The 20,698-nt window shown below is 72.3% G+C and carries 18 protein-coding genes; 8 read left to right on the top strand and 10 right to left on the bottom strand.

All coding sequences use genetic code 11. From position 1 onward, the window contains the following. Positions 1 to 282: 282 nt before the first annotated feature. From kbpA to L3078_RS19870, 3 genes are all read left to right on the top strand, one after another. Entirely contained in the window at positions 283 to 1,185 is a 903-nt protein-coding gene (gene kbpA / locus L3078_RS19880; protein WP_239755252.1) for an AfsK-binding protein KbpA, read from the top strand. Between the two features lie 339 nt (positions 1,186 to 1,524). Continuing rightward, positions 1,525 to 3,867 (top strand): outer membrane protein assembly factor BamB family protein, encoded by a 2,343-nt coding sequence (locus tag L3078_RS19875; protein ID WP_239755251.1) that lies wholly within the window; start codon positions 1,525 to 1,527, stop codon positions 3,865 to 3,867. 156 nt (positions 3,868 to 4,023) lie between these two features. After that, entirely contained in the window at positions 4,024 to 4,536 is a 513-nt protein-coding gene (locus L3078_RS19870) for a hypothetical protein (protein WP_239755250.1), read from the top strand. 41 nt (positions 4,537 to 4,577) lie between these two features. Here L3078_RS19870 and L3078_RS19865 read toward each other — a convergent pair whose 3' ends face one another. Genes L3078_RS19865 through L3078_RS19855 form a run of 3 tightly spaced genes read right to left on the bottom strand, consistent with a single transcriptional unit; the run spans position 4,578 to position 6,930 of the window. Continuing rightward, positions 4,578 to 5,375: an enoyl-CoA hydratase/isomerase family protein gene (locus L3078_RS19865; protein ID WP_420864078.1), complete on the bottom strand. Its 798-nt coding sequence runs from the start codon at positions 5,373 to 5,375 to the stop codon at positions 4,578 to 4,580. Beyond that, a complete protein-coding gene (locus L3078_RS19860) occupies positions 5,354 to 5,770 on the bottom strand; it encodes a Zn-ribbon domain-containing OB-fold protein (RefSeq protein WP_239755247.1) in 417 nt (138 codons plus the stop codon). The genes L3078_RS19865 and L3078_RS19860 overlap by 22 nt, the downstream gene beginning before the upstream one ends. 11 nt (positions 5,771 to 5,781) lie before the next feature. Then, positions 5,782 to 6,930, bottom strand: coding sequence for a lipid-transfer protein (locus L3078_RS19855; RefSeq protein ID WP_239755246.1), 1,149 nt, complete (start codon positions 6,928 to 6,930; stop codon positions 5,782 to 5,784). Between the two features lie 172 nt (positions 6,931 to 7,102). Between L3078_RS19855 and L3078_RS19850 the strand changes: the two genes are divergently transcribed. Beyond that, positions 7,103 to 8,761, top strand: coding sequence for a fatty acid--CoA ligase family protein (locus L3078_RS19850; protein ID WP_239755245.1), 1,659 nt, complete (start codon positions 7,103 to 7,105; stop codon positions 8,759 to 8,761). A gap of 108 nt (positions 8,762 to 8,869) precedes the next feature. Here L3078_RS19850 and L3078_RS19845 read toward each other — a convergent pair whose 3' ends face one another. The 3 genes from L3078_RS19845 to afsR form a co-directional block, all read right to left on the bottom strand. Continuing rightward, positions 8,870 to 9,229: a DUF6247 family protein gene (locus L3078_RS19845; protein WP_239755244.1), complete on the bottom strand. Its 360-nt coding sequence runs from the start codon at positions 9,227 to 9,229 to the stop codon at positions 8,870 to 8,872. A gap of 113 nt (positions 9,230 to 9,342) precedes the next feature. After that, positions 9,343 to 9,582, bottom strand: a complete 240-nt coding sequence (locus L3078_RS19840) for a hypothetical protein (protein WP_239755243.1) — start codon at positions 9,580 to 9,582, stop codon at positions 9,343 to 9,345. 214 nt (positions 9,583 to 9,796) lie between these two features. Further along, positions 9,797 to 12,739, bottom strand: a complete 2,943-nt coding sequence (gene afsR / locus L3078_RS19835; protein WP_239755242.1) for an SARP-family global regulator AfsR — start codon at positions 12,737 to 12,739, stop codon at positions 9,797 to 9,799. Between the two features lie 252 nt (positions 12,740 to 12,991). On the opposite strand from afsR, the gene L3078_RS19830 reads away from it, so the two are divergent. Together L3078_RS19830 and L3078_RS19825 are read left to right on the top strand one after the other, a co-directional pair. Continuing rightward, on the top strand, positions 12,992 to 14,272 hold the full coding sequence (locus tag L3078_RS19830) for an amidohydrolase family protein (protein ID WP_239755241.1): 1,281 nt from the start codon (positions 12,992 to 12,994) through the stop codon (positions 14,270 to 14,272). A gap of 221 nt (positions 14,273 to 14,493) precedes the next feature. Next, entirely contained in the window at positions 14,494 to 15,396 is a 903-nt protein-coding gene (locus tag L3078_RS19825; protein WP_239755240.1) for an LLM class F420-dependent oxidoreductase, read from the top strand. A gap of 446 nt (positions 15,397 to 15,842) precedes the next feature. On the opposite strand, the gene L3078_RS19820 is transcribed toward L3078_RS19825, so the two are convergent. Next, positions 15,843 to 16,193 carry a hypothetical protein gene (locus L3078_RS19820; RefSeq protein ID WP_239755239.1) on the bottom strand — a complete coding sequence of 117 codons (351 nt, stop codon included), beginning with the start codon at positions 16,191 to 16,193 and terminating at the stop codon, positions 15,843 to 15,845. Positions 16,194 to 16,343: 150 nt separating this feature from the next. On the opposite strand from L3078_RS19820, the gene L3078_RS19815 reads away from it, so the two are divergent. Beyond that, positions 16,344 to 16,601 carry a GntR family transcriptional regulator gene (locus L3078_RS19815; RefSeq protein WP_239755238.1) on the top strand — a complete coding sequence of 86 codons (258 nt, stop codon included), beginning with the start codon at positions 16,344 to 16,346 and terminating at the stop codon, positions 16,599 to 16,601. Positions 16,602 to 16,713: 112 nt separating this feature from the next. Here the strand turns inward: L3078_RS19815 and L3078_RS19810 are convergent, their stop codons facing one another. The 3 genes from L3078_RS19810 to L3078_RS19800 all read right to left on the bottom strand — a co-directional run bounded on the left by L3078_RS19810 (position 16,714) and on the right by L3078_RS19800 (position 19,613). Continuing rightward, complete coding sequence (locus L3078_RS19810) at positions 16,714 to 17,460, bottom strand: hypothetical protein (RefSeq protein WP_239755236.1); 747 nt, start codon at positions 17,458 to 17,460, stop codon at positions 16,714 to 16,716. A gap of 205 nt (positions 17,461 to 17,665) precedes the next feature. Continuing rightward, positions 17,666 to 18,697, bottom strand: a complete 1,032-nt coding sequence (locus tag L3078_RS19805) for a S66 peptidase family protein (RefSeq protein WP_239755235.1) — start codon at positions 18,695 to 18,697, stop codon at positions 17,666 to 17,668. A gap of 133 nt (positions 18,698 to 18,830) precedes the next feature. Continuing rightward, entirely contained in the window at positions 18,831 to 19,613 is a 783-nt protein-coding gene (locus L3078_RS19800; protein ID WP_239755234.1) for a phosphotransferase enzyme family protein, read from the bottom strand. Between the two features lie 481 nt (positions 19,614 to 20,094). On the opposite strand from L3078_RS19800, the gene L3078_RS19795 reads away from it, so the two are divergent. Beyond that, positions 20,095 to 20,655, top strand: coding sequence for a LuxR C-terminal-related transcriptional regulator (locus L3078_RS19795; RefSeq protein WP_420864077.1), 561 nt, complete (start codon positions 20,095 to 20,097; stop codon positions 20,653 to 20,655). Positions 20,656 to 20,698: the final 43 nt, after the last annotated feature.

Here is a 20,698-nt window from a genome sequence, read left to right as displayed (position 1 = left end):
CGCCCCCGCGCTCGGTGTGTTGGGCGGTGCGTTCTTCGGGTGCGGGTGGGTGGGGCTTCTCGTGCAGTTCCCCGCGCCCCTGAAGGTGCCTTCGGTCCTTCATCGAAAAGCACGGGGCGCGGCCCCTGCCTTTCGAGGGGCGCGGGGAACTGCGCGAGCAACCACGGACCACCCGCACCCGGCGACGCGCAGACACCCCCACCCCGCCCGCCGGTCTCAGAACGTCGCGCGGTCGGACGCGCCCGGCGCGCGGGTGGGGGCGTGCGCCCTTAGCTTGGCGGCATGGCCGATGTGACGGGTGGCGCCGCCGGGACGGGAAACGCCCCGTATCCCGAGGGCGTGCCGTGCTGGGTGGACGCCCAGCTGCCCGACGTGGAAGCGGGCAAGCGGTTCTACGGCGAACTCTTCGGGTGGACCTTCGCGGTGGCCCCCGGAGACGGCGCGCACGAGGTGTGGGCGCACATCGAGGGCGCCCCCGTCGCCGCCCTCGCCCCCAAACCCGACGGCCGCCTCCCCACCGTGTGGACCGTGCACTTCGCGACCCCGGACGCGGTCGCCCTCACCGCCCGGATCGTCGCGGCCGGCGGTCAGGTGATCACCCCGCCCACCCCCGTCGGCGGCCTCGGCACGGCCGCGCTCGCCACCGACCCGGAGAGCGCGGTCTTCGGCCTCTGGCAGGCCGCCGCGCACCCCGGCTTCGGCCGGCGCCACGAACCCGGCACCTTCACGTGGGCCGAGCTCTACACCCGGGACACCAAGGCGGCCAACTCCTTCTACGCGCACCTCTTCCACGACGCCCTCTTCGGCCCGGACGCCACCCCCGACTTCGGCCGCGCCACGCTCACGGACGTCTTCCCGGCGGAGATGCCGCCGCACTTCCTGGTCCACTTCGGGACGGAGGACTGCGAGGCCGCGCTCCGGACCGTCAGCCGGCTCGGCGGCCGCGTGCAGGTGCCGCCGTTCGACACCTCGTACGGAAATGTGGCGGTCGTCACGGACAATCAAGGGGCGTCGTTCGCGTTGCTCCAGCGGAGGGACGAAAACGGCTGGCGGGAGGCCCCGCAGGCGCCGGATCAGGCCGAACAGCGTCCGGACGACCTGCGGCAACAGGGGGAGGACCGGCGCGAGGACGAGGGGCGACCTGCGGGAGAACGCGCGGCGGACGGCCCGGAGGACGAGGGCTGACCAGCGGGAAGACCGCTGCGGCTCAGGGGACCGGCCGGCCTGCGGTCCGGTGCCCGCGCGGGGCGCGCGGGGGGCGCCGGGCGGGCAGACGTACGGGGTTGTGCGCCGGTGGTACGCGGCTCGCCGCACTGTCCCACCATCCGGGCTCCCACTTCCCGAGGGGCGGACGACGTGGTTTTGTCCTGAGACACCCCGTTCCGCACCCGGGTTAGCAACCTGCCCCCGGTAGCAGGAAGAATCGGGGTGCGTGCCGCCATGGCGGTGCGGTGGTGAGACGCTGCACGGGGGTCGCGCGCACAACGTGGGTGACGCGGTCCGTACGGGGAGGTGGCAGGGCAAGTGGTGGATCAGCTGACGCAGCACGATCCGCGGCGGATCGGGCCGTTCGAGGTGCTGGGACGGCTGGGGGCCGGCGGCATGGGGCTGGTCTATCTGGCGCGCTCGGCGTCGGGTCGGCGCGTGGCGATCAAGACGGTGCGGACCGAGCTCGCGGAGGACCAGCTCTTCCGGGTCCGTTTCACGCGTGAGGTCGAGGCGGCCCGCGCGGTGTCCGGTTTCTACACGGCCGCCGTGGTCGACGCCGACCCGCGCGCCGCCGTGCCGTGGCTGGCGACCGCGTACGTCCCCGCGCCCTCGCTCGAGGAGATAGTGAACGACTGCGGGCCCATGCCGGTCCAGGCCGTCCGCTGGCTCGCCGCGGGTGTGGCCGAAGCCCTCCAGTCCATCCACGGCGCCGGACTCGTCCACCGCGACCTGAAGCCGTCCAACGTGCTCGTCGTCGAGGACGGGCCGCGCGTGATCGACTTCGGTATCGCCTCCGGTGTCTCGAACACGCGTCTGACGATGACGAACGTCGCCGTCGGTACCCCGGCGTACATGTCGCCCGAGCAGGCGAAGGACTCGCGCAGCGTGACCGGCGCGAGCGACGTCTTCTCGCTCGGCTCGATGCTCGTGTTCGCCGCCACCGGGCACGCGCCGTTCCACGGGGCCAACCCCGTCGAGACCGTCTTCATGCTGCTGAGGGAGGGGCCGGACCTCTCCGGGCTCCCGGACGACCTGCGCCCCCTCATCGAGTCCTGTATGCAGATGGACCCGACCGCGCGCCCCAACCCCGCCGACCTCCAGGCGCAGCTGGCGCCCCATCTCTTCGGCTCCGGCTCGGACGACAGCGGTACGGCGTCGGCGTGGCTGCCCGAGAAGGCGGTCAGCCTGATCGAGACCCGCCGGGGCGGACGCCCCGCGGCCAAGCCCCAGCAGGCCTCCGGCGGCCGCAGCGGCGGCGGTGCGCGCCCCGCGCCCGTACCCCCGCCCCCGCCCTCGTACGACCCCGCGCCCGTCGCGCTCGGCGCACCCGACACCGGGCCGGTACGGCTCGCGGGCGGTCAGGTGCCCATCGGGCCCGGTCCGCGCGTCGCCGACGCCCGCGCCGCCGCCGTCAAGGCGCCCCCTCCGGAGGCCGGTCTCGCCGCGTCCTGGTCCCGGCCGCGCGCCGGCGTGAACGGCGCCGACCCCGCGCCCGCCGTGGCCCCGCCCGCCCCGGAACCGGCCGCCTCCGGCTGGCGCCCCTGGCGTTTCCGCATGTCGAACGACGTCTGGGGCACCCCGTCCGTCGCCGGTGACCTCGTCTACGTCACCTCCTTCGAGGTGCACGCCCTGGACGTGGCCACCGGCCGGCGCCGCTTCAAGACCCGGGACGTCGCCTGGTCGATGGCGGTCGCGGACGGCCGTATCCACGCCTCGGACGGCCCGACCCTCTTCGCGCTCGACGCCCGCGAGGGCGCCGACCTGTGGCGGCTGTCCACGGAGGCCTGGGTGTACTCGCTGAAGGCCGACCGGGGCACGGTGGTCACCGCCACCCGGGGCGGCGGCGTCCAGGGCTGGGAGGCGTCCAACGGGCAGAAGCTGTGGGAGCTCACCGGCGCGCAGACCGACTTCGAGTCCCCGGAGGCCGGGCCGGTCGTCCAGGACGGCACGGTGTACATCTGGAAGGACGCCCGGCTGCGCGCGCTGGAGGCCCGTACGGGTGAGGAGCGCTGGTCGTACCCCATCGGCGACGCGGCCTCCTGCGGCGGCGTCCCGGTACGGCTGACCCCGGCCTCCGACGGCTATGTCTACATCGCCGCCGGGAGCCGCGTCCTCGCCATCGACATCGCCGGCGGTCACGTCCGCTGGCACTTCGAGGCCCCGGCGGTGTTCCTGTCGGCCCCCACGTTCGCGCCGGGCCCCGCCGTCACGGGCGGCGGTGTCTACCTCGCCGACTACCTCGGCACGGTCTACGCCCTCGACGCGACCGACGGCCGCGACCGCTGGCGCATCGCGACGGAGTCCCGTGCCTCAGTGGAACCGGTGCTGGTCGCCGCGGGACACGTCCACGTCGGCAGCGGCAAGGGGCTCTACACCCTCGACGCGGTCACGGGGACGCCGAAGTGGCGCTTCCAGGCGGGCGGCGAGATCGTGGGCGCCCCGTCGGTGGCGGAGGGCCGCATCCACTTCGGCTCCACCGACCACCTGCTCTACACGCTGAAGGCGGACGACGGCCGGCTGCGGTGGAAGCTCGCGACGGGCGGGGAGATCACCGGGTCGCCGGTCGTCAAGGACGGCGTCGTGTACGCGTGCAGCAAGGACCGCTGCGTGTACGCACTCGACGCGGAGAAGGGGACGGGGACGGCGCGCACCACGTAGGCCGCGTCATATCCCTCTCCCCTCGGAGTCCCTGGCGGACCGGGACACGGGACGCGGCCGAAAACGGTATGGTGTCGTGCACCTGTCACCGCCGCGGTTGTTCCGTTTGCGTGCGTGTGGCCTCAAATCAACGCTACTCAACGGGGGTTGAGCAACGTGAAAACTCGTCATGTCCGAGCCGTCGCCGTGTTCGGCATCGTCGTCTTCGCTCTCACCGGGGCCCGCGGCTCGGGCGGGGGCGGCTGCTCGGGCGGCTCGTCCTCCTCGTCCAGCTCCAGCGGCGGTTCCAGCTCCAGCGGTGGATCCGACAGCAGCTCCACGTCCACCTCGGGCGGCAGCACCACCGTGGGCACGGGCGGCTCGTCGAGCTCCCAGCGCGGTGCCGCGCGGGACCTGAAGATCGAGACCTGCACCTACGACAACGGCCTGGTCTCCCGTGTCCGCGCCACCAACACCAGCTCCAGCAGCACCTATTCGTACGAGTTCGACCTGGAGTTCACGGACGCGAGCGGCACCGTGCTGCACACCGCCGAGGACAACAGCATCCCCTCGGTGCCGCCGGGCGAGTCCGCCACCGTCGAGGTGAAGGCTCCCGCCGGCACGGTCGCCGACGGCGGCGCGAGCGGCGGCAGCTGCAAGCTGGCCGACCTGGAGCGCTCCTCCTTCTGAGGCCCACTCCTGAGGCTCGCTTCTTGGCTCCGCGCCGGGGCTCACCGCACCCGGAACCCGCCCGGCCGGCGTCCGGCGAACAGCTCGGACTGCCGGTCGGCCGGGAGGTTGCCCAGGGAGATCAGGTGCGGTGCCTGCGCCAGGGCGTGGGTCCGCGCCGCCTCCGACGCCGCCCAGCAGGCCCGTACCGTGCCCTGGACGGCCTCCGTCGGATACCCGGCGACGATCTCCGCGCACCGTACGGCCGCGGCGACCGCCTCGCCGGGCTCCGTCACCTCCGACACCAGCCCCACCTCCCGCGCCCGCCGGGCCGACATCCGCTCGGCGGTGCCCAGCAGGGCCATGCGCGCGGCCTCCCCGTACGGCATGCGCTGGGCCATCAGGATCGACTCGAAGGCGCTGACCATGCCGTAGCCGGTGTGGGGGTCGAAGAAGGTGGCGGAGGGGTCGGCGACGAGGAACTCCGACTCGCCCAGCAGGTAGAAGGCCCCGCCGCACGCCATGCCGTTCACGGCGGCGATCAGCGGTTTCCAGCAGTCGTTGGACTTCGGGCCGATCCTGAGGAGGGGGTCCTCGATCGCGTACGGGGAGTTCGGCTGCGGGACGGCCGTCGCCGCGTCCCGGTCGAGGCCCGTGCAGAAGGCGCGCTCGCCGGCACCGGTCACGACGACCGCCCGTACCGAGTCGTCGTACCGCAACTCCAGCCAGAATTCGGTGAGTTGTTCTGCCATTGCTAAGTCGATCGCGTTCAGTCGCTCCGGACGGTCCAGGGTCAGCAGGGCCACGCCCGTGGTCCTGTCCGTCGTCGTGCGCAGGGTCACGGTCGCTCCAGTAGCCATTGGGGGAGGCCGGTGGGGGTGAACACCACCTGCACCCTCGCCCCGATCCGGATCCGCTCGGCCGGGACCGAGTCCAGCCGGGCACCCGGCCCGCTCACCAGGTTGCCGACGAGGCGGATGCGGGGCGCGTCGGTCAGTTCGACGAGGACGACGTGGTACGGGGCCTGCTCGGCGTAGTCGGGGAGGAGCGGCGGGTGCGGGCGGACGTACGACCAGATACGGCCCCGGCCCGAGACCCGGCGCCACTCGGTGGCGAAGGAGCGGCAGTGCGGGCAGCAGGGGCGGGGCGGGAAGCGGAGTTCGGCGCAGTCGGCGCAGGCCTGGATCCGTAGTTCGCCCCGCGCGGCGTACTCCCAGAAGGGGGCGCCGTCGTCGTCCACCACCGGTGTCAGCATGTCTCGACTCCTCAGTTCCTCAGCAGCAGGGCGGAGGTCGGTACCCCCTCACCCGCCGTCACCAGACAGGTCGCCGCGTCCGGGACCTGGGCGGTGCTGGTGCCGCGCAGCTGCCGTACGCCCTCGTTGATCAGGTTGAAGCCGTGGACGTACGCCTCGCTGAGGCCGCCCCCGGAGGTGTTCAGGGGGAGCCGGCCGCCCGTCTCCAGGGCGCCGCCCTCGGTGAACGCGCCGCCCTCGCCGCGCGCGCAGAAGCCGTACCCCTCCAGCGACAGGGGGATCAGGGCGGTGAACGCGTCGTAGATCTGGGCGACGTCGATGTCGTCCGGGGTGAGGTCCGCGTGCTTCCAGAGGTGCCGGGCGGCGGTCCAGGCGGGGCCGGTCAGCGGGTCGTCGTTCCAGTAGTTGACCATGCCGTGGTGCTGGGCGGGCAGGCCCTGGGCGGCGGAGTGGACGTAGACGGGGGTGCGGCGGCAGTCGCGGGCGCGCTCGGCGGAGACCACCACGCACGCCAACGCCCCGTCGGTCTCCAGGCAGTTGTCGAAGAGGCACAGGGGCTCGCTGATCCAGCGGGAGTTCATGTACATCTCGCGGGTCAGGGGGCGCTCGTACATGATCGCGGCCGGGTTCTGGTTGGCCCGGTTGCGGCAGGCGAGGGCCACGTTGAAGAGGTGGTCGCGGGTGGTGCCGTACTCGTGCATGTGGCGGCGGGCCAGCATGGCTATCTCGTCGGCGGGGCGCAGCAGGCCGTAGGGGCGGGTCCACTGGGCCGGGGTGGGGAGTTGGACCGTGGTGTTCTTCCACGGGCGGGGGCCCGAGCCGCGTTTGCGGGACCGCCAGGCGACGCCGACCGTGGCCTGGCCGGTGGCGATCGCGGCGGCGAGGTGCGCGACCGTGGCGCACGAACCGCCGCCGCCGTAGCCGACCTTGCTGAAGAAGGTGAGGTCACCGAGGCCCAGCGCCTTCGCCACCTCGACCTCGTCCGTCTCCTCCATCGTGTAGGAGGCGAGCGCGTCCACCTCGTCGGGCGCGATACCCGCGTCGTCGAGCGCGGCGAGGATCGCGCGGCACGCCAACGCCCGTTCGCTCTCCGGGAGTTGTTTGGCGAAAGGGGTCTGGCCGATGCCGACGATGGCTGTCGCGTCCTTGAGCACGGCCATGAAGGCACACCTCCGCACGGGGGCTTTCGGCTGCTGACAGTCCGTCAGGGTACAGCTAATCTGACGGGTAGTCAGCTACGGATGTCCGACCGGACATCCGGCGGGTGTCCGGTCGGATGTCCGGCTGCCGCTGGCGCACTTGGACACTGGTTCTCGGGTACGGAGGCCTGCTGTGAACGGTGGCGTGGAGGGGCGCGGAGATCTGGCGTGGGGGACCGTCCCGGGGCTGGTCCGCGCGGCGGCCGAACGGTTCGCCGGGGTCGAGGCCGTCGTCGACGGACGGACCCGGGTGTCGTACGCGGAGCTGGGCGCCCGGGTGGAGCGCGCGGCGGCGGCGTGCGTGGCGAACGGGGTGCGGGTCGGGGACCGGGTCGCCCTCTGGGCGCCGAACTCCCTCGACTGGATCGTCTCCGCGCTCGGCGCGGTCTCGGCGGGCGCGGTCCTCGTCCCGCTGAACACCCGCTTCAAGGGCGGTGAGGCGGCGGACGTGCTGGCACGCAGCAGGGCGAAGCTGCTGTTCGTCACCGGAACGTTCCTCGGCACCTCGTACGTGGCCTCGCTCCGGCGCGCGGCGGGCGCGGACGGGGGGCGGCTGCGGGCGCCGGAGGCGGTCGGGAGCGGGTGCGAGCCGCCGGGGCCGCTGCCCGGGCTGCCGCAGTTGGAACAGGTGGTGGTGCTCTCGGACGACGCCCCCGCGGACTTCCGCACCTGGAAGGACTTCCTGGCGAGCGGCGACGGGGTGAGTGCGGCGGAGGTACGAGCGCGGTCGGCCGGACTGACGGGTGATTCGCCCTCCGACATCATCTTCACGTCCGGGACGACCGGCCGGCCCAAGGGCGCGGTGATCACCCACGCGCAGACGCTGCGGGCGTACGAGGTGTGGAGCGAGTTGGCCGGGCTCCGGCAGGGTGACCGCTACCTCATCGTGAACCCGTTCTTCCACACCTTCGGCTACAAGGCCGGGGTGATCGCCTGCCTGATGCGGGGCGCGACGATGATCCCGCAGCCGGTGTTCAACGTGGAGACGGCGATGGCCAACGTGGCGGCCGAGCGGGTCTCGGTCCTGCCCGGGCCGCCCACGCTCCACCAGTCCCTCCTGGACCACCCCGCCCGCGACGACTACGACCTCAGCGCGCTGCGCCTGGTGGTGACGGGCGCGGCGGTGGTCCCGCTCCGGCTCGTCGAACGGCTGCGGGCCGAGCTGCGCGTGGACACCGTGCTGACGGCGTACGGCCTGTCCGAGGCGTCCGGCATCGTCACGATGTGCCGGCGCGGCGACGAGCCGTCGGTGATCGCGTCGACGTCCGGACGGGCAATCCCGGGGACGGAGGTGCGGGTCGTCGATCCGCTGGGCGCCCCTCTGCCGCCCGGCTCCCCCGGAGAGGTCCTCGTCCGTGGCTTCAACGTCATGCGCGGCTACTTCGAGGATCCCGCCGAGACGGCGCGCACGGTCACCGCCGACGGGTGGCTCCGCACCGGCGACATCGGCGTCCTGGACGAGGACGGCAACCTCCGGATCACCGACCGGCTCAAGGACATGTTCATCGTCGGCGGGTTCAACGCGTATCCCGCCGAGATCGAGCAACTCCTCGGCCTCCACCCGGATGTCGCGGACGTGGCGGTCGTCGGCGTCCCCGACCCCCGCCTCGGCGAGGTCGGCAAGGCGTTCGTCGTCCGCCGCCCGGGTTCCCTCGTGACCGCCGACGACCTCATCGCCTGGTCCCGCCGCGAAATGGCCAACTACAAGGTGCCGAGGGCGGTGCACTTCGTGGGCGAACTGCCGCGCAACGCGAGCGGGAAGGTGGTGAAGGGGGAGTTGCGGGGGTGGTAGCGGGGTGTGGCTGGACCGGCGGGAGAGTCTCGGCTCAGCCACCGCGCAGCCGCCGCCCGCCCTCCACACGGCGGCCCGGCCGCCGCCCAGTAGCCGTCCGGCCTACGGTCAGGTGTTGTTCAGGGACTGTCGGGCCGCCGTGTGGAGGGTGTGGATCTCCTCCATGGCCTTGCGCCAGGCGGGGTCGTCGGGGTTCACGGTGCGGGCGGTGTGTTCGGCGGTGCGTAGGCGCGCGGCGGTGGCGGGGACGCGGGCGATCTCCACGGCCACGGCCCAGGTGTCGAGGAACCGGGTGATCGGGGCGAGGCTGCCCGTGCGGGCCGCCAGCGTGATCGCCTCGTCCTTCTGCCGTTCCATCTCGCCCACGCGGTGCGGGGCGACCCGCTCCAGGGCCGCGCGCAGCGCCGCGGGTGTCCTCTCCGGCCGCGAGGCGACGGGAGCACCGGGTCCGACCTTCGCTGCGCCCATCCTGGTCCTCTCCTCGCTCGTACCGGCCCGCTCCCCGGACACACCTCGGCCGCGGTGGCTCCCCCTCCGCGCCACCGCGGCCGATCCCCGTGGGAAGGGAGTCCGGTGCGCCCTTACTTTCCGCCGTCCAGGTCCAGGGCGGGCGGCGCGGGCATGTTGTTGTCGAGGGTCGTGATGGCCTCGGTGTCGACGGGCTCGCTGGGCATGTTGTTGTCCTGGGGGCCGTCACCCAGGACCTTCTTCGGCGGGGTGGGCATGTTGTTGTCGAGAGTCGTGAGGTCGTGCTTGACCGGCTCGCTGGGCATGTTGTTGTCCAGCGGGGTGGCGTCCACTGCCTTCTTCTTGTCACTCATGGTCGCGTTCCTCTGCTGTGGTGACTGATGAGGAACGCCCGTCCAGAGGCTCCCCCGAGGACCGCTGGACGGGCGTACGGAGCCGCACCATAACTGGTAGGACTCCTGGTCAGACCGCCTGCCCCCCGACGCGACGGTGTGACAGGTACGAGAGTGCCGGGCCGGGATAAACGAATGCTGAACGTCCAGGCGGCGCGCGGGGGCGTCTCCTCGGTCAGGCGGCCGCGGCGGGCGAGAGCAGCGCGCGTACGTCGTCGGCCTCGTCCGCGTCGTTCTGCTCGAACAGGTTGAGCGCCTCCCTCCAGCAGGCCTTCGCGCGGTCCGCCTGCCCCAGGGAGGCGAGCGCACGGCCCAGGAGCGTCAGGACGCTCCCCCGCGTCCGGTCACCGCCGATGCAGCCGAGCGCGAGGGCCTGTTCGGCGTGCTGGGCCGCCTTGGCCGGCCGCCGCCCGGCGATGTGCGCCTCCGCGATCCTGAACTGGGTGGTTCCCTCCCAGAGCCGCTGCCGGTGATCCACGAAGATGGTCAGGGCCTGGGAGAACTGGCCGAGCGCCTCCGTGTGACGGCCCGCCTTGGTCAGCGCCACTCCGAGGGCGTAGTGCCCGTTGGCCAGCCGCATCGTGCTGCCCACGTCGATGTGGACCGCGAGGCCGTGCTGCGCGAACTCGATGGCCTTCGCGGTGTTGCCCATGCCGATGTAGGCCCGTGAGAGGTTGCAGAGGGCTGTCGCCTCGCAGAGGCCGTTGCCCGCTGCCCGGAACCCTTCTATGGCCTGGTCGAAGAAGACCTTGCCGTCCGTGTACCGGTGTTGGTGGAGTGCGATGAGTCCTCGGTCCTGGGCGGCCCAGCTGTGGGCGGTGGCGTCCCCGGCCGCGGACGCGCACTCCATGGCGAGCCGTGACGACTCCGCCGCCTGCTGGATACGGCCGGAGACCAGCAGCACACCGGTGAGGGTGTTGCGTGCCCTGCCCTCCGCGCGCACGTCCCCGGCCGACTGCGTCGCCTCGCACATGGCCGCGGCCGTCGTCTCGTACTGGTGCGAGTTGGCTCCCGACTCGGCCAGGTCCCTGGCCGCCCAGAGCAGGTCGACCGCGCGGCGCAGCCGGTCCGTGCCCGCCGCCTGCCGCACGCAGGCCAGCAGCGAGGCCGCCTCGCTGTACAGCCAGTCCAGGGCCGCGGACCCGTCGGTGAAACGGAGTCCCGCGTACTCCGTCGCCTCCCACTCGTCCGGGAGTCGGTCCCCCGGCCGCTCGATCGCGTACACCCCCGCGGCCGTCGCCAGATAGTGGTCCAGCAGCCGCGACATCGCCGACTCCCGTTCGCTCGGCGGCTGTTCGTCCCGCTCGGCGCATGCACGCGCGTAGAGCCGGACGAGATCGTGGAAGCGGTAGCGGCCCGGCGCGGCGGATTCCAGGAGGGACGTGTCGACGAGGATCTCCAGCAGGTCCTCGGTCTCCTCCGGCGGCAGGTCCAGTACGGCGGCCGCGGCGGCCAGCGAGATGTCCGGGCCGTCAGCCAGGCCGAGGAGCCGGAAAGCCCGGGCCTGCGCGGGCTCCAGCTGGCCGTAGCCCAGCTCGAAGGTGGCCTTCACCGCCAGGTCGCCGGCCTGCAGCTCGTCCAACCGCCGCCGCTCGTCGGCGAGTTTCGCGGCCAGGACGGACACCGTCCAGGTTCTGCGCGCCGCCAGCCGGGAGGCGGCGATGCGGATGGCGAGGGGCAGGAAACCGCAGGCCGCGACGACGTCGAGGGCGGCCGTGCGTTCCGCCGCGACACGCTCCTCGCCGACGATCTTCGTGAAGAGCCGCAGGGCCTCGTCGGGGGACATCACGTCCAGGTCGACGAGATGCGCGCCGACCAGGTCCACCATGCGCACCCGGGCGGTCACGAGGGCCGCGCAGCCCGCCGTCCCCGGCAGCAGGGGCCGTACCTGGGCGGCGTCGCGCGCGTTGTCGAGCAGCACCAGCACCCGGCGGCCGTCCAGGACCGACCGGTAGAGGGCGGACCGTTCCGCGAGGGAGTCGGGGATCGCCGAGTCGGCCGTGCCCAGGGCACGCAGGAAGGCGCCGAGGACCGTCTCCGGCTCGGCCGGGCGGGCGCCGGCGCCCTGGAGGTCGACGTACAACTGGCCGTCGGGGAAGGCCCCTCTGGCCTGGTGGGCCACCCGCACCGCGAGGGTCGTCTTGCCGACGCCGCCGATGCCGGCCAGCGCGGAGACGGCCATCACCTGGCCCTCGGCGGCGGAGGCCTGCGCCAGCACCGCGCTCAGATCCTCGACGAGGGAGGCGCGGCCGGTGAAGTCGGGCACGGTGGCGGGAAGCTGGGCCGGACGGACCGGGGCGGCGGCCGGCTCGGGGGCCAGCGGCGCGGAGGGTTCCGCGAGGCCGGGATCGGCTCGCAGGATGCGCTGCTGCAACTCCCGCAGGCCGGGGCGCGGGTCCACGCCGAGTTCGTCCGCGAGCAGGCGGCGGGTGTCCGCGTACACCGCGAGGGCCTCCGCCTGGCGTCCGCTGCGGTAGAGCGCCAGCATCAGCAGTTCGCGCAGTCGCTCCCGCAACGGGTGCGCGGCGGTGAGGGCGGTCAGCTCGGACACCGCTTCCGCGTGGCAGCCCTGCTCCAGGTCCATGTCCAGCCGGGACTCGACCAGTTGGAGCCGCCACTCGTCGAGGCGGGCCCGCTGGGTCTCCGCGTACGGCCCCGGAACGCTCGCCAGGACCTCGCCGTCCCACAGCCCGAGCGCCTTGTTCAGCAGCCGGCGGGCCTGGCACAGATCCCCGGAGTTCTTGGCCTTCTCCGCGTCCGTCGCCAACTCCTGGGCCACGGCGAGGTCCAGGGCGCCGGGGGACAGCGCGCGGACCGCGTATCCGCCGGACTCGCTGACCAGGACGCCGGGGGAGAGCACCTTGCGCAGCCGGGAGGCGTACGTCCGTACGGCGGCCAGCGCCTGGGAGGGCGGCTCGTCGCCCCACAGCGCGTCGATCAGCTCGCTCGCGGTGGCGGTGCGGCCCTCGCGGAGCAACAGTGCGGCGAGCAGCGCGCGTTGCTGTGGCGAACCGGTGGCGAGGGGTTCGGAGCCGCGCCAGGCCCGCACGGGTCCGAGCACGCTGAAGCGCAGCTCGGCCGGGTCCTCGGGGGCCGGTGTCACGGTCTCGGCGTCCATTGCGGTCCTTTGCTCCGGCACTCGCGGCCCACCGACCTCCGGCACTCCCGGTCCACCGCCCATCGACAGCCCCCTATGGCCTCCTGATATCCAGGCCAGTTTGCCTTGTTCATGGCAGATCCGTCAGCCGTGCGAGAGGTCGATCACAGGGAGCCGCGCGGGATGTCACGAGGTCCACACAGACTCTTCGCGGCGGGGGTTGTCGGCGAACCGTAGCTGACGGTTCGTCAGATCAGCGCTACCGTGACGGACATGGACACCATGGAGACGAGCGCCACGGATTCCACCAGCATCCCCGCCCCGGCGGCCTTCCCGAAGATCATCTCCGTCGACGACCACACGGTGGAGCCACCGGACGTCTGGCAGGACCGGCTGCCGAAGAAGTACCTCGACATCGGGCCCCGAGTGGTCCGCGCGCCGCTGAAGGAGATGACGTTCCTCGGCGGCCGCTTCAAGCCCGTGATGGGCGCCCCCGGCGACGACGGCCCCATCGGCGACTGGTGGGTCTACGAGGACCTGCACCGCCCGCTGACCCGCCTGGACACGGCGGTGGGATACAGCCGGGACGAGATCAAACTGGAGATCATCACCTACGAGCAGATGCGCCCCGGCTCGTACGATGTCCCGCAGCGCCTCGCGGACATGGACGTCAACCACGTCCAGTCGGCCCTCTGCTTCCCGACCTTCCCGCGCTTCTGCGGCCAGACGTTCACCGAGGCCGCGGACCGTGAGCTGGGGCTGCTCGGCGTCCGGGCGTACAACGACTGGATGGTGGAGGAGTGGTGCGGGCCTGCGGCACAGGGACGCCTGATCCCCCTCACCCTCATCCCGCTCTGGGACGCGGAGCTGGCGGCGGCGGAGGTCCGCCGCAACGCGGCGCGCGGGGTCCGCGCCGTGGCCTTCTCGGAGATACCCCCGCACCTGGGCCTGCCCTCCGTCCACACCGACGACTGGGACCCCTTCCTCGCGGCCTGCGACGAGACCGGCACGGTCGTCGCGATGCACATCGGCTCGTCCAGCCGGATGCCGTCCACCTCGGCGGACGCGCCGCCCGCCGTCGGCTCGACGATCACCTTCGCCAACTGCTGCTTCTCGATGGTCGACTGGCTGATGAGCGGCAAGTTCGAACGCTTCCCGAACCTCAAGGTCATGTACGCGGAGGGCCAGATCGGCTGGATCCCGTACATCCTGGAGCGCGCGGACGTCGTCTGGGAGGAGAACCGGGGCTGGGGCGGCGTCGCGGACAAGGTCCACCGCCCGCCGTCGGAGCTGTTCGCCGACCACGTCTACGGCTGCTTCTTCGACGACGCGTTCGGGCTCCGCAACCTGGACGCGATCGGCGTCGGCAACGTCCTCTACGAGACCGACTACCCCCACTCCGACTCCACCTGGCCCGAGTCCCGCCAGGTCGGCGAGGCCCAGATGGGCCACCTGGACGCGGATGTCGTCGACCGCATCGTGCGACGGAACGCGATCGAGCTGCTGGGGCTGACGGAGGAGGGGTTGTGGGCGGGGCCGGGGAGCACCCGTTGAGCGGGGGCGGGGGGCGGTCGTCGAGTGGGGCCGGGGGGCGGTCTTGGGGCGGTTCCGAGGGGCGGCCTTCTGGCGGGGTCGGGGAGCGCCCGTTGAGTGGGGCCGGGGGACGGTCTTCGGACGGGTCCGAGGGGCGGCTTTCGGGCGGGGGCGGTGAGCGGTCCTCGGGCGGGGGCGGTGAGTGGTCTTCGGGCGGGGCGGGTGCGGTGCTTCGCTACGGGATGCAGCTGCCTGTCCAGTCGCAGAGCACCCTCTACGCCGAGACCTGGGAGGCGGACGCCGGGGCGGCGGAGCTGGCCGAGGTCGCGCGGGCTGCCGACCGGGCGGGGTTCGCGTATGTCGCCGTCTGCGACCACGTGGCCGTCCCGCGTCGGCTCGCGCCCGCGATGGGCACGGTCTGGTACGACCCGGTCGCCACGCTCGCCTACCTGGCCGCCGTCACCGAACGGGTCCGGCTGCTCAGCCATGTCGCGGTCGTCGGCCTGCGCCACCCGCTCCTCACGGCGAAGCAGTACGCCACCCTCGACCACCTCTCCGGCGGCCGGCTGATCCTCGGCGTGGGCGCCGGGCACGTACGGGAGGAGTTCGAGGCGCTGGGGGTGGACTTCGAACGGCGGGGAGCGGTCCTGGACGAGTGCGTGGACGCGCTGCGGGCGGCCCTCGGCCCGGACGAGTTCCCCTCCCACCACGGCAAGCTGTACGACTTCGACGACCTCGGCCAACGCCCCCGCCCGGCCCAGGCCCGCATCCCGGTGTGGGTCGGGGGCTCGTCCCCCGCCGCCGTCCGCCGGGCCGCCGTCCGGGGCGACGGCTGGCTGCCGCAGGGCGACCCCCGCGACCGCCTCCCGGCGCAGATCGCCCGACTCCGGCGACTGCGGGAGGAGGCGGGCGTCACCGGCCCCTTCACCATCGGCGCGATCACCGAGCCGCTGTACGTGGGCGAGCCGGGGTGGGACGTCGGACGCCGCACCCTCACCGGGAGCCCGACCGCGATCGCCGATTCCTTGCGCGCTTACGGGGCGATGGGGGTGGGGCAGATCCAGGTGCGGTTCCGGAGTCGGGACGCGAGTGAACTCGTGGACCAGATGGAGGCGTTCGGGGCCGAGGTGGGGCCAGACCTTTAGAAGCCGCCCGCCCTGTCGCGGGGGCCGTGTCGGGGCAGGCGGCTGATGGTGAGGCTCCTGGCTACCGGGGCCCCGTCTCCCCCTCCGTCCGGCAGCGAGGGCATCCGCACGGCGGCCACACTTGCGACTGCGGCAGGCGCTCGGTGTCGTGCGCGCTGATGACGATGCGATGCCGCGGGGCGCCGTCGGTCTCGCCGTCGGGGCGGATTCGGTAGATACGAATGGTCAGCCGGGAGGCCCCGTTCTCGGGGTACCGCCCAGCTTTCACCAGGCCCTGTCCGAGCCGGGTGCGCGGCAGGAGCACTGGCACGGGGGCATCAGCAGGCCCGTGGCTCCCGGCAGGGGTACTTCGGCGGCCTGCCGACACCGCCGGTGCGGATCCGCGTAGGCGGGCCGCCCGGCGAGCGCGCACTCGGCAGACAGCGCCGCGTCCGCCTCCGCCGGGCTCAACACGCCACCGCCCGCTCCGCGCCGACCACATGACGGTCGAGGTCGATACCGAAGTCGGCGGCCAACACCAACGCGAGCCGCCGCCGGGACTGCCGTGCCTGCTCCCGCTCGACGGCGAGGAGGTAGGGGCGGACGAGGGGGGAGGCGGAGCCGTCGAAGGGGCCCTGGTCGAGACCGTACGGCGAGCGAGGGATCGGGGGCCCTTCGGCAGCTGTCGTCAAGGGTGCCTCCGGCATGTACCTGGTGTCGGGCTCGTGCAGGCCGGTACCGGCCCGCCTCTTGCCGGTGCCGGGCGCGAAGGTGCCCAGAGCCCACCGTAGGAACGCGTGGATAATGCTCACTGTCATCAGCTCCTTTTCAGCTGGTGGCCGTGCCCCGGGAGGTCCCACAACCTCGCCGGGGTCTGTGTCTCCGCAGCGTAGACGAGGTGTACTACCCCCGTCTATCCTCTGGGGTAGCTATGGCAGGTACACGCTCGCCTCCTACTGTGTTCGATCATGACCATTGACCGGGAGGGGCCAGTCCCGCCCTATCGCCAGATCGCCGACAACCTGCGTGCCCGCATCACGGACGGGACCATCCCGGTCGGCCGCCGCATCCCGAGCCTTGTCGAGCTGGAAGCCGAGTTCGGCGTGGCCCGCGACACGTTGCGCAAGGCTGTGAAGGTGCTGAAGGACGAGGGTCTCGTCGAGACGGTGACCGGCATGGGGGTGTACGTAGTGGACGGGCCGCCTGGTCCGGCCGGCAGAAGCTGATGCGCGGCGCCGCTGCTCTCGCTCCGCGGGTCTGGCTCGGCTCACCCGAAGGACCGGGCTGGGACCTGCCCGACTGAGCGCGGCACCGGCCGCCACCGAGCCGGCCGCAGCCCTACCGCGGCCGCATGAGCCGCAGGTCCTCGCCCCACGCGTCCAGGACCGGGCCGTGTCCGGCCCGGCGGGTCACGGTCTCGACCTGGGCGAAAAGGTGGCGCTGTGCGGCTACGTCGCCCGTGGCCGTGATGTGCTGAACGGCGCCGAGGAGTGGGGCGGTGGGCCAGTCGGGGAGGGGGTAACGGGTCAGCTCCCATGCCAGGTACTTGTTGTAGGGGCGGGGGCGGCGGTCCAGGGCGAAGAGGGTCTCCAGGAGGAAGCGGACGCTGTCGGCGGCGTCCAGGCGGGCCGCGACGGGCTCGCCGTCGCGGGCGTTCTTGACCGAGCGGTAGAGGGAGTTGGCGTAGGCGTCGAGGTACCCGGCCGCCTGCCCGTGGGCCTCGTCGGCGTCGAGCCGGGCCTTGGCGGACAGGATCCGGGTGATCCCTCCGTCCAGACGGTCCAGCACGACCCGGGCGCGGGCGAGGGCGTACCGCTCGAAGCCGGGCATCCCGGCGGCGCGGAACTCGTCGAGGGTCAGGACGACGAGGTCGAGCTCGGGGGTGCGGTGCCCCGCGAACCGGGTCAGGGCCGTCGACGCGTCCTCGGCGAGGACGACGTACAGGTCGTGGTCCGAGTGCGCGGTGGTCATGCCCTCGTGGGCCCGGGAGCCCTTGAGGACGAGGCCGACGACGGCGGGGTCGGCGGTGGCGAGTTCGACGAACGTGTCGTAGTCGTAGGACATGCGGGGCCGAGGGGTGGTCATGGCGTGATCTCCGGTATGGGTGGAGGACGGGTATGCCGAACCGGGCGGCCCCGCGACGCGCCGGGGTCACTCGCATCCTCTGCGGCGGCACTCGGCCACCGCCCGGCAGATCAACGCACTCGCGGACCCTACCGCCCACCCGTCGCACGAGTCCCGCACTCGTCCTGGGCTGCTGCCGCGGCAGTTGGCTCGCTGATCCGTTTGCTCAGCCGACCGGCCCCGTCGTCGCCAGCGGCCGTACCGCCGGTTCGAGCAGCGACAATGTCCGCCGGTGCGCATCGAGGCCGACGCGGATGCCGACCGGCATCGGCAGATTCGGGCCGGCGTGCCCGAACTCGACGTTGCCCAGGACGGGGATATCACGGTCGCCGAGGACGTCGAGGACTATCTCGGCCAGGGTCGGTGATGTGTCAGGAGCATCGGCCGTGCCGAGCCCGTCGATCCCGTCCGGAACGCCCACGACCATGCCGGAGATCCGATCGAGAATGCCAGCGTGCCGCAGTACCTGCAGATAACTCCACACATGCGATGCCTGGCCGCCCGCCTCCTCCCAGAACAGCACCGCGCCGTCGAAGCATTCGAGTGGCAGCGCGAAAGACGTCGCCTGCACCAGCGCGACACGGTTGATCACTCCGCCGATCAGCCGGCCTTCGGTGCGACCGGCGCGCCAGCACTCCCACGACGGGGTGGCCGGCAGCGCACCGATCGCCTCGTCGCCGGTCAGCAGCGTCGAGTAGAGCTTTTCGAGTTCTGCTCTCCGTGCCGCGGGCGCGGACTGCCAGTGCCCGCCAAGTCCATGGGTGGCCACGTCGGCGTGGAATCCGACCAGTCCGGTACGCGCGTAGAGCACCAGATGCAACAGTGAGATGTCGCTGTAGCCGAGGATCGGCTTGGGGTCGGCCGCGATCGCCTCGAAGTCGATCAGGTCGAGGTAACCGAGTACGGTCTGCCCGCCGTCGTGCGCGATGATCCCGCGCACCTCAGGATCACGCAGCAGAACGTTGAACTCCCCGGCGATCTCCGTCGGCGCGGCCGCGCTCCACCAACGGTGCCGCCCCGCTTCGAGCAGCGGTGCCCGACGCACCCGGAACCCCATCTGCTCGAGCACGGCCACCGCCTGCTGGAGGTCGGGCTCGTGCACCGCGTCCAGCGGTCCGGAGAGTGCTGCGACAACGACGAGATCGCCGGGCTTCAGGGCACGAGGCCGAAGCAGTTGAGGCAGTGCGGAACCGGTCACCGACGCAGTGTCCCGACACGCGCGACAACTCGCTACGCATTTCCCGGACTCCTCATGCTGTTCGGCAAGCTGCCAGGGCGATCGGTGGTGCGGGCTCGTACGACGCCGGGAGTTAAGCACGGGCACTGATGCATCAGCCGGCCAGCAGCGCCCGCGTCCACTCGTCTTCGCGTTGCTCGATGTACTCGGCGTCGTTTCGCCAGGCGTCGCCGTGGCCTTCGGCCCACAGCCTTGACCAGGGCTGGACTCCTTGGGCTGCCTGGTCGCGCAGGAAGTCGTGCATGGAACGCGTACGGCGCCCCAGGAGAGGGACCAACTCACGGCGCTCGGACTCCGCCAGACCGTAGGCGTCGGCGAAGGCTCGCAGTCGGTTCGCCGCGTCCGGGCTCTGCCAGTCCGGATGCGCGGAGAGTGGGATGAACCCGTGCATGGCGTAGGCGACGTCCCACAGGCGTGAGCCGGGACCCGCACCGTCCCAGTCGATGAAGGCCCACCGCGCCTCGTCCGCGACCACGAGGTTCCAGGGGGCCAGGTCGTTGTGGGCGATGATGTCACTGCCCTCGGCGGGGATCAGCGTCTGCCACCGCGCATCGGAGGGCGGCGTGAAGTCCTGCACGGCGTCGTGGAAGTCCCGGATCAGCCGTGCGACGCGAGCGAGTTGCCGAGCGGGTTCCATCAGCGAGAACCGGTCGGGCCAGACCACATCTCCCGGCATGAAGGTCAGGACCTCACGCCCCTGATCGTCAATGCCGAGCGGGCGAGGAGCCGAGTCGAATCCCACCTCGTGCAGATGGGCGAGCAGGGCATGCACAGCGGGAGTCCACGGTCCGGCCGGACGGCGAACGGTGTCCCCGACGCGAACGACACCCTCACTGACGTTGCCACCGGACAAAGGCTGTTCATGATCGGGCCGCATCGAACCAGTGTGTCGGATCGGCTCGTCATGCTCACCCCATTACCGGACCCACCGCACCTCGGCCCGACCCCCGCCGGAGCGACCCTGTCTCCGCGCATCGACACGGCTCGTGGGCCAACTGCCTTTCCCCGCAATCTAGTTCGGGACGGGCGGGTTTCGGCCGTCACGGTGGTGGCGAGCGGTCAACCTGTCTGACAGCTTCGCGGTTCGTTCTTGAAACTTCGAACAACCGGCGCCGGAGTCACGTATGTAGGGGAGTCATGGCTTCGGCGGAAGGACACGCGAGGTGCGATCCCCCCGGCACGTCAGAACGTCCCAGCACACCGGCACCCCCGTTTCAGCTGGTCCCGCACGTCCCTCCCGCGTCCCGGCACACCCACCCCGCCAACCCTCACCGTCGTCCCCGGGCCTGTCCGTCGCCCTGGCCTGTGCCCCGGGTCGGTGGCCGCACGACGACTGGCCGGCCCCCGACGACCGGTACGTGAGCAGCGCGCTCCTCGTCCCGCCGCCCTACAGTCAACTGCGCGAGACCGAGGCGGATGTCGTGGTCCTGCACTGCGAGGACCCGTCGGAGTCCTTCGCCGGGCTGCTGAAGGCCATGGGCTCCATGCGCGCCCCGGTGATCGTCGTCAGCCCCCGGCAGGACGCCGACACCGTGGTGGAGGTGTTCCGGGGCGGGGCCGGGTATCTGGTCGAGGGCGACTACTGCACCTGCATGCTGTCCTCCGCGGTCGTGGCCGCCACCGTCGGCCACACCTCCTTCTCGCCCGTAGCATGCGCCGCCATCCGCGACGCGGCGCGACAACTGCCGGAGCAGGGGCAGGCGACGGAGCACCTGCGCTCCCTGCTCTCGCCGCGTGAACGCCAGATCATGGAGCTCCTCTCCACCGGACTCGGCGCCCAGGAGATCGGGCTCCGACTGACGCTGAGCGAGAAGACCGTCCGCAACAACCTCAGCAACATCTACGCCAAGCTGGATGCCCGCGGGAGCACGGAGGCCGTGCTGAGATGGCTGGGCGCGGCCTCCGCGGTTCGCGTATGAGAACGCTCTGACGGTCTCCTGAAAAATCCCCCGCGCGTGGCAC

Source organism: Streptomyces deccanensis, from assembly GCF_022385335.1.
GTDB classification, from domain to species: domain Bacteria; phylum Actinomycetota; class Actinomycetes; order Streptomycetales; family Streptomycetaceae; genus Streptomyces; species Streptomyces deccanensis.
Note: the sequence above shows the minus strand (reverse complement) of the source record. Positions and strands in the feature narration are given on the sequence as shown.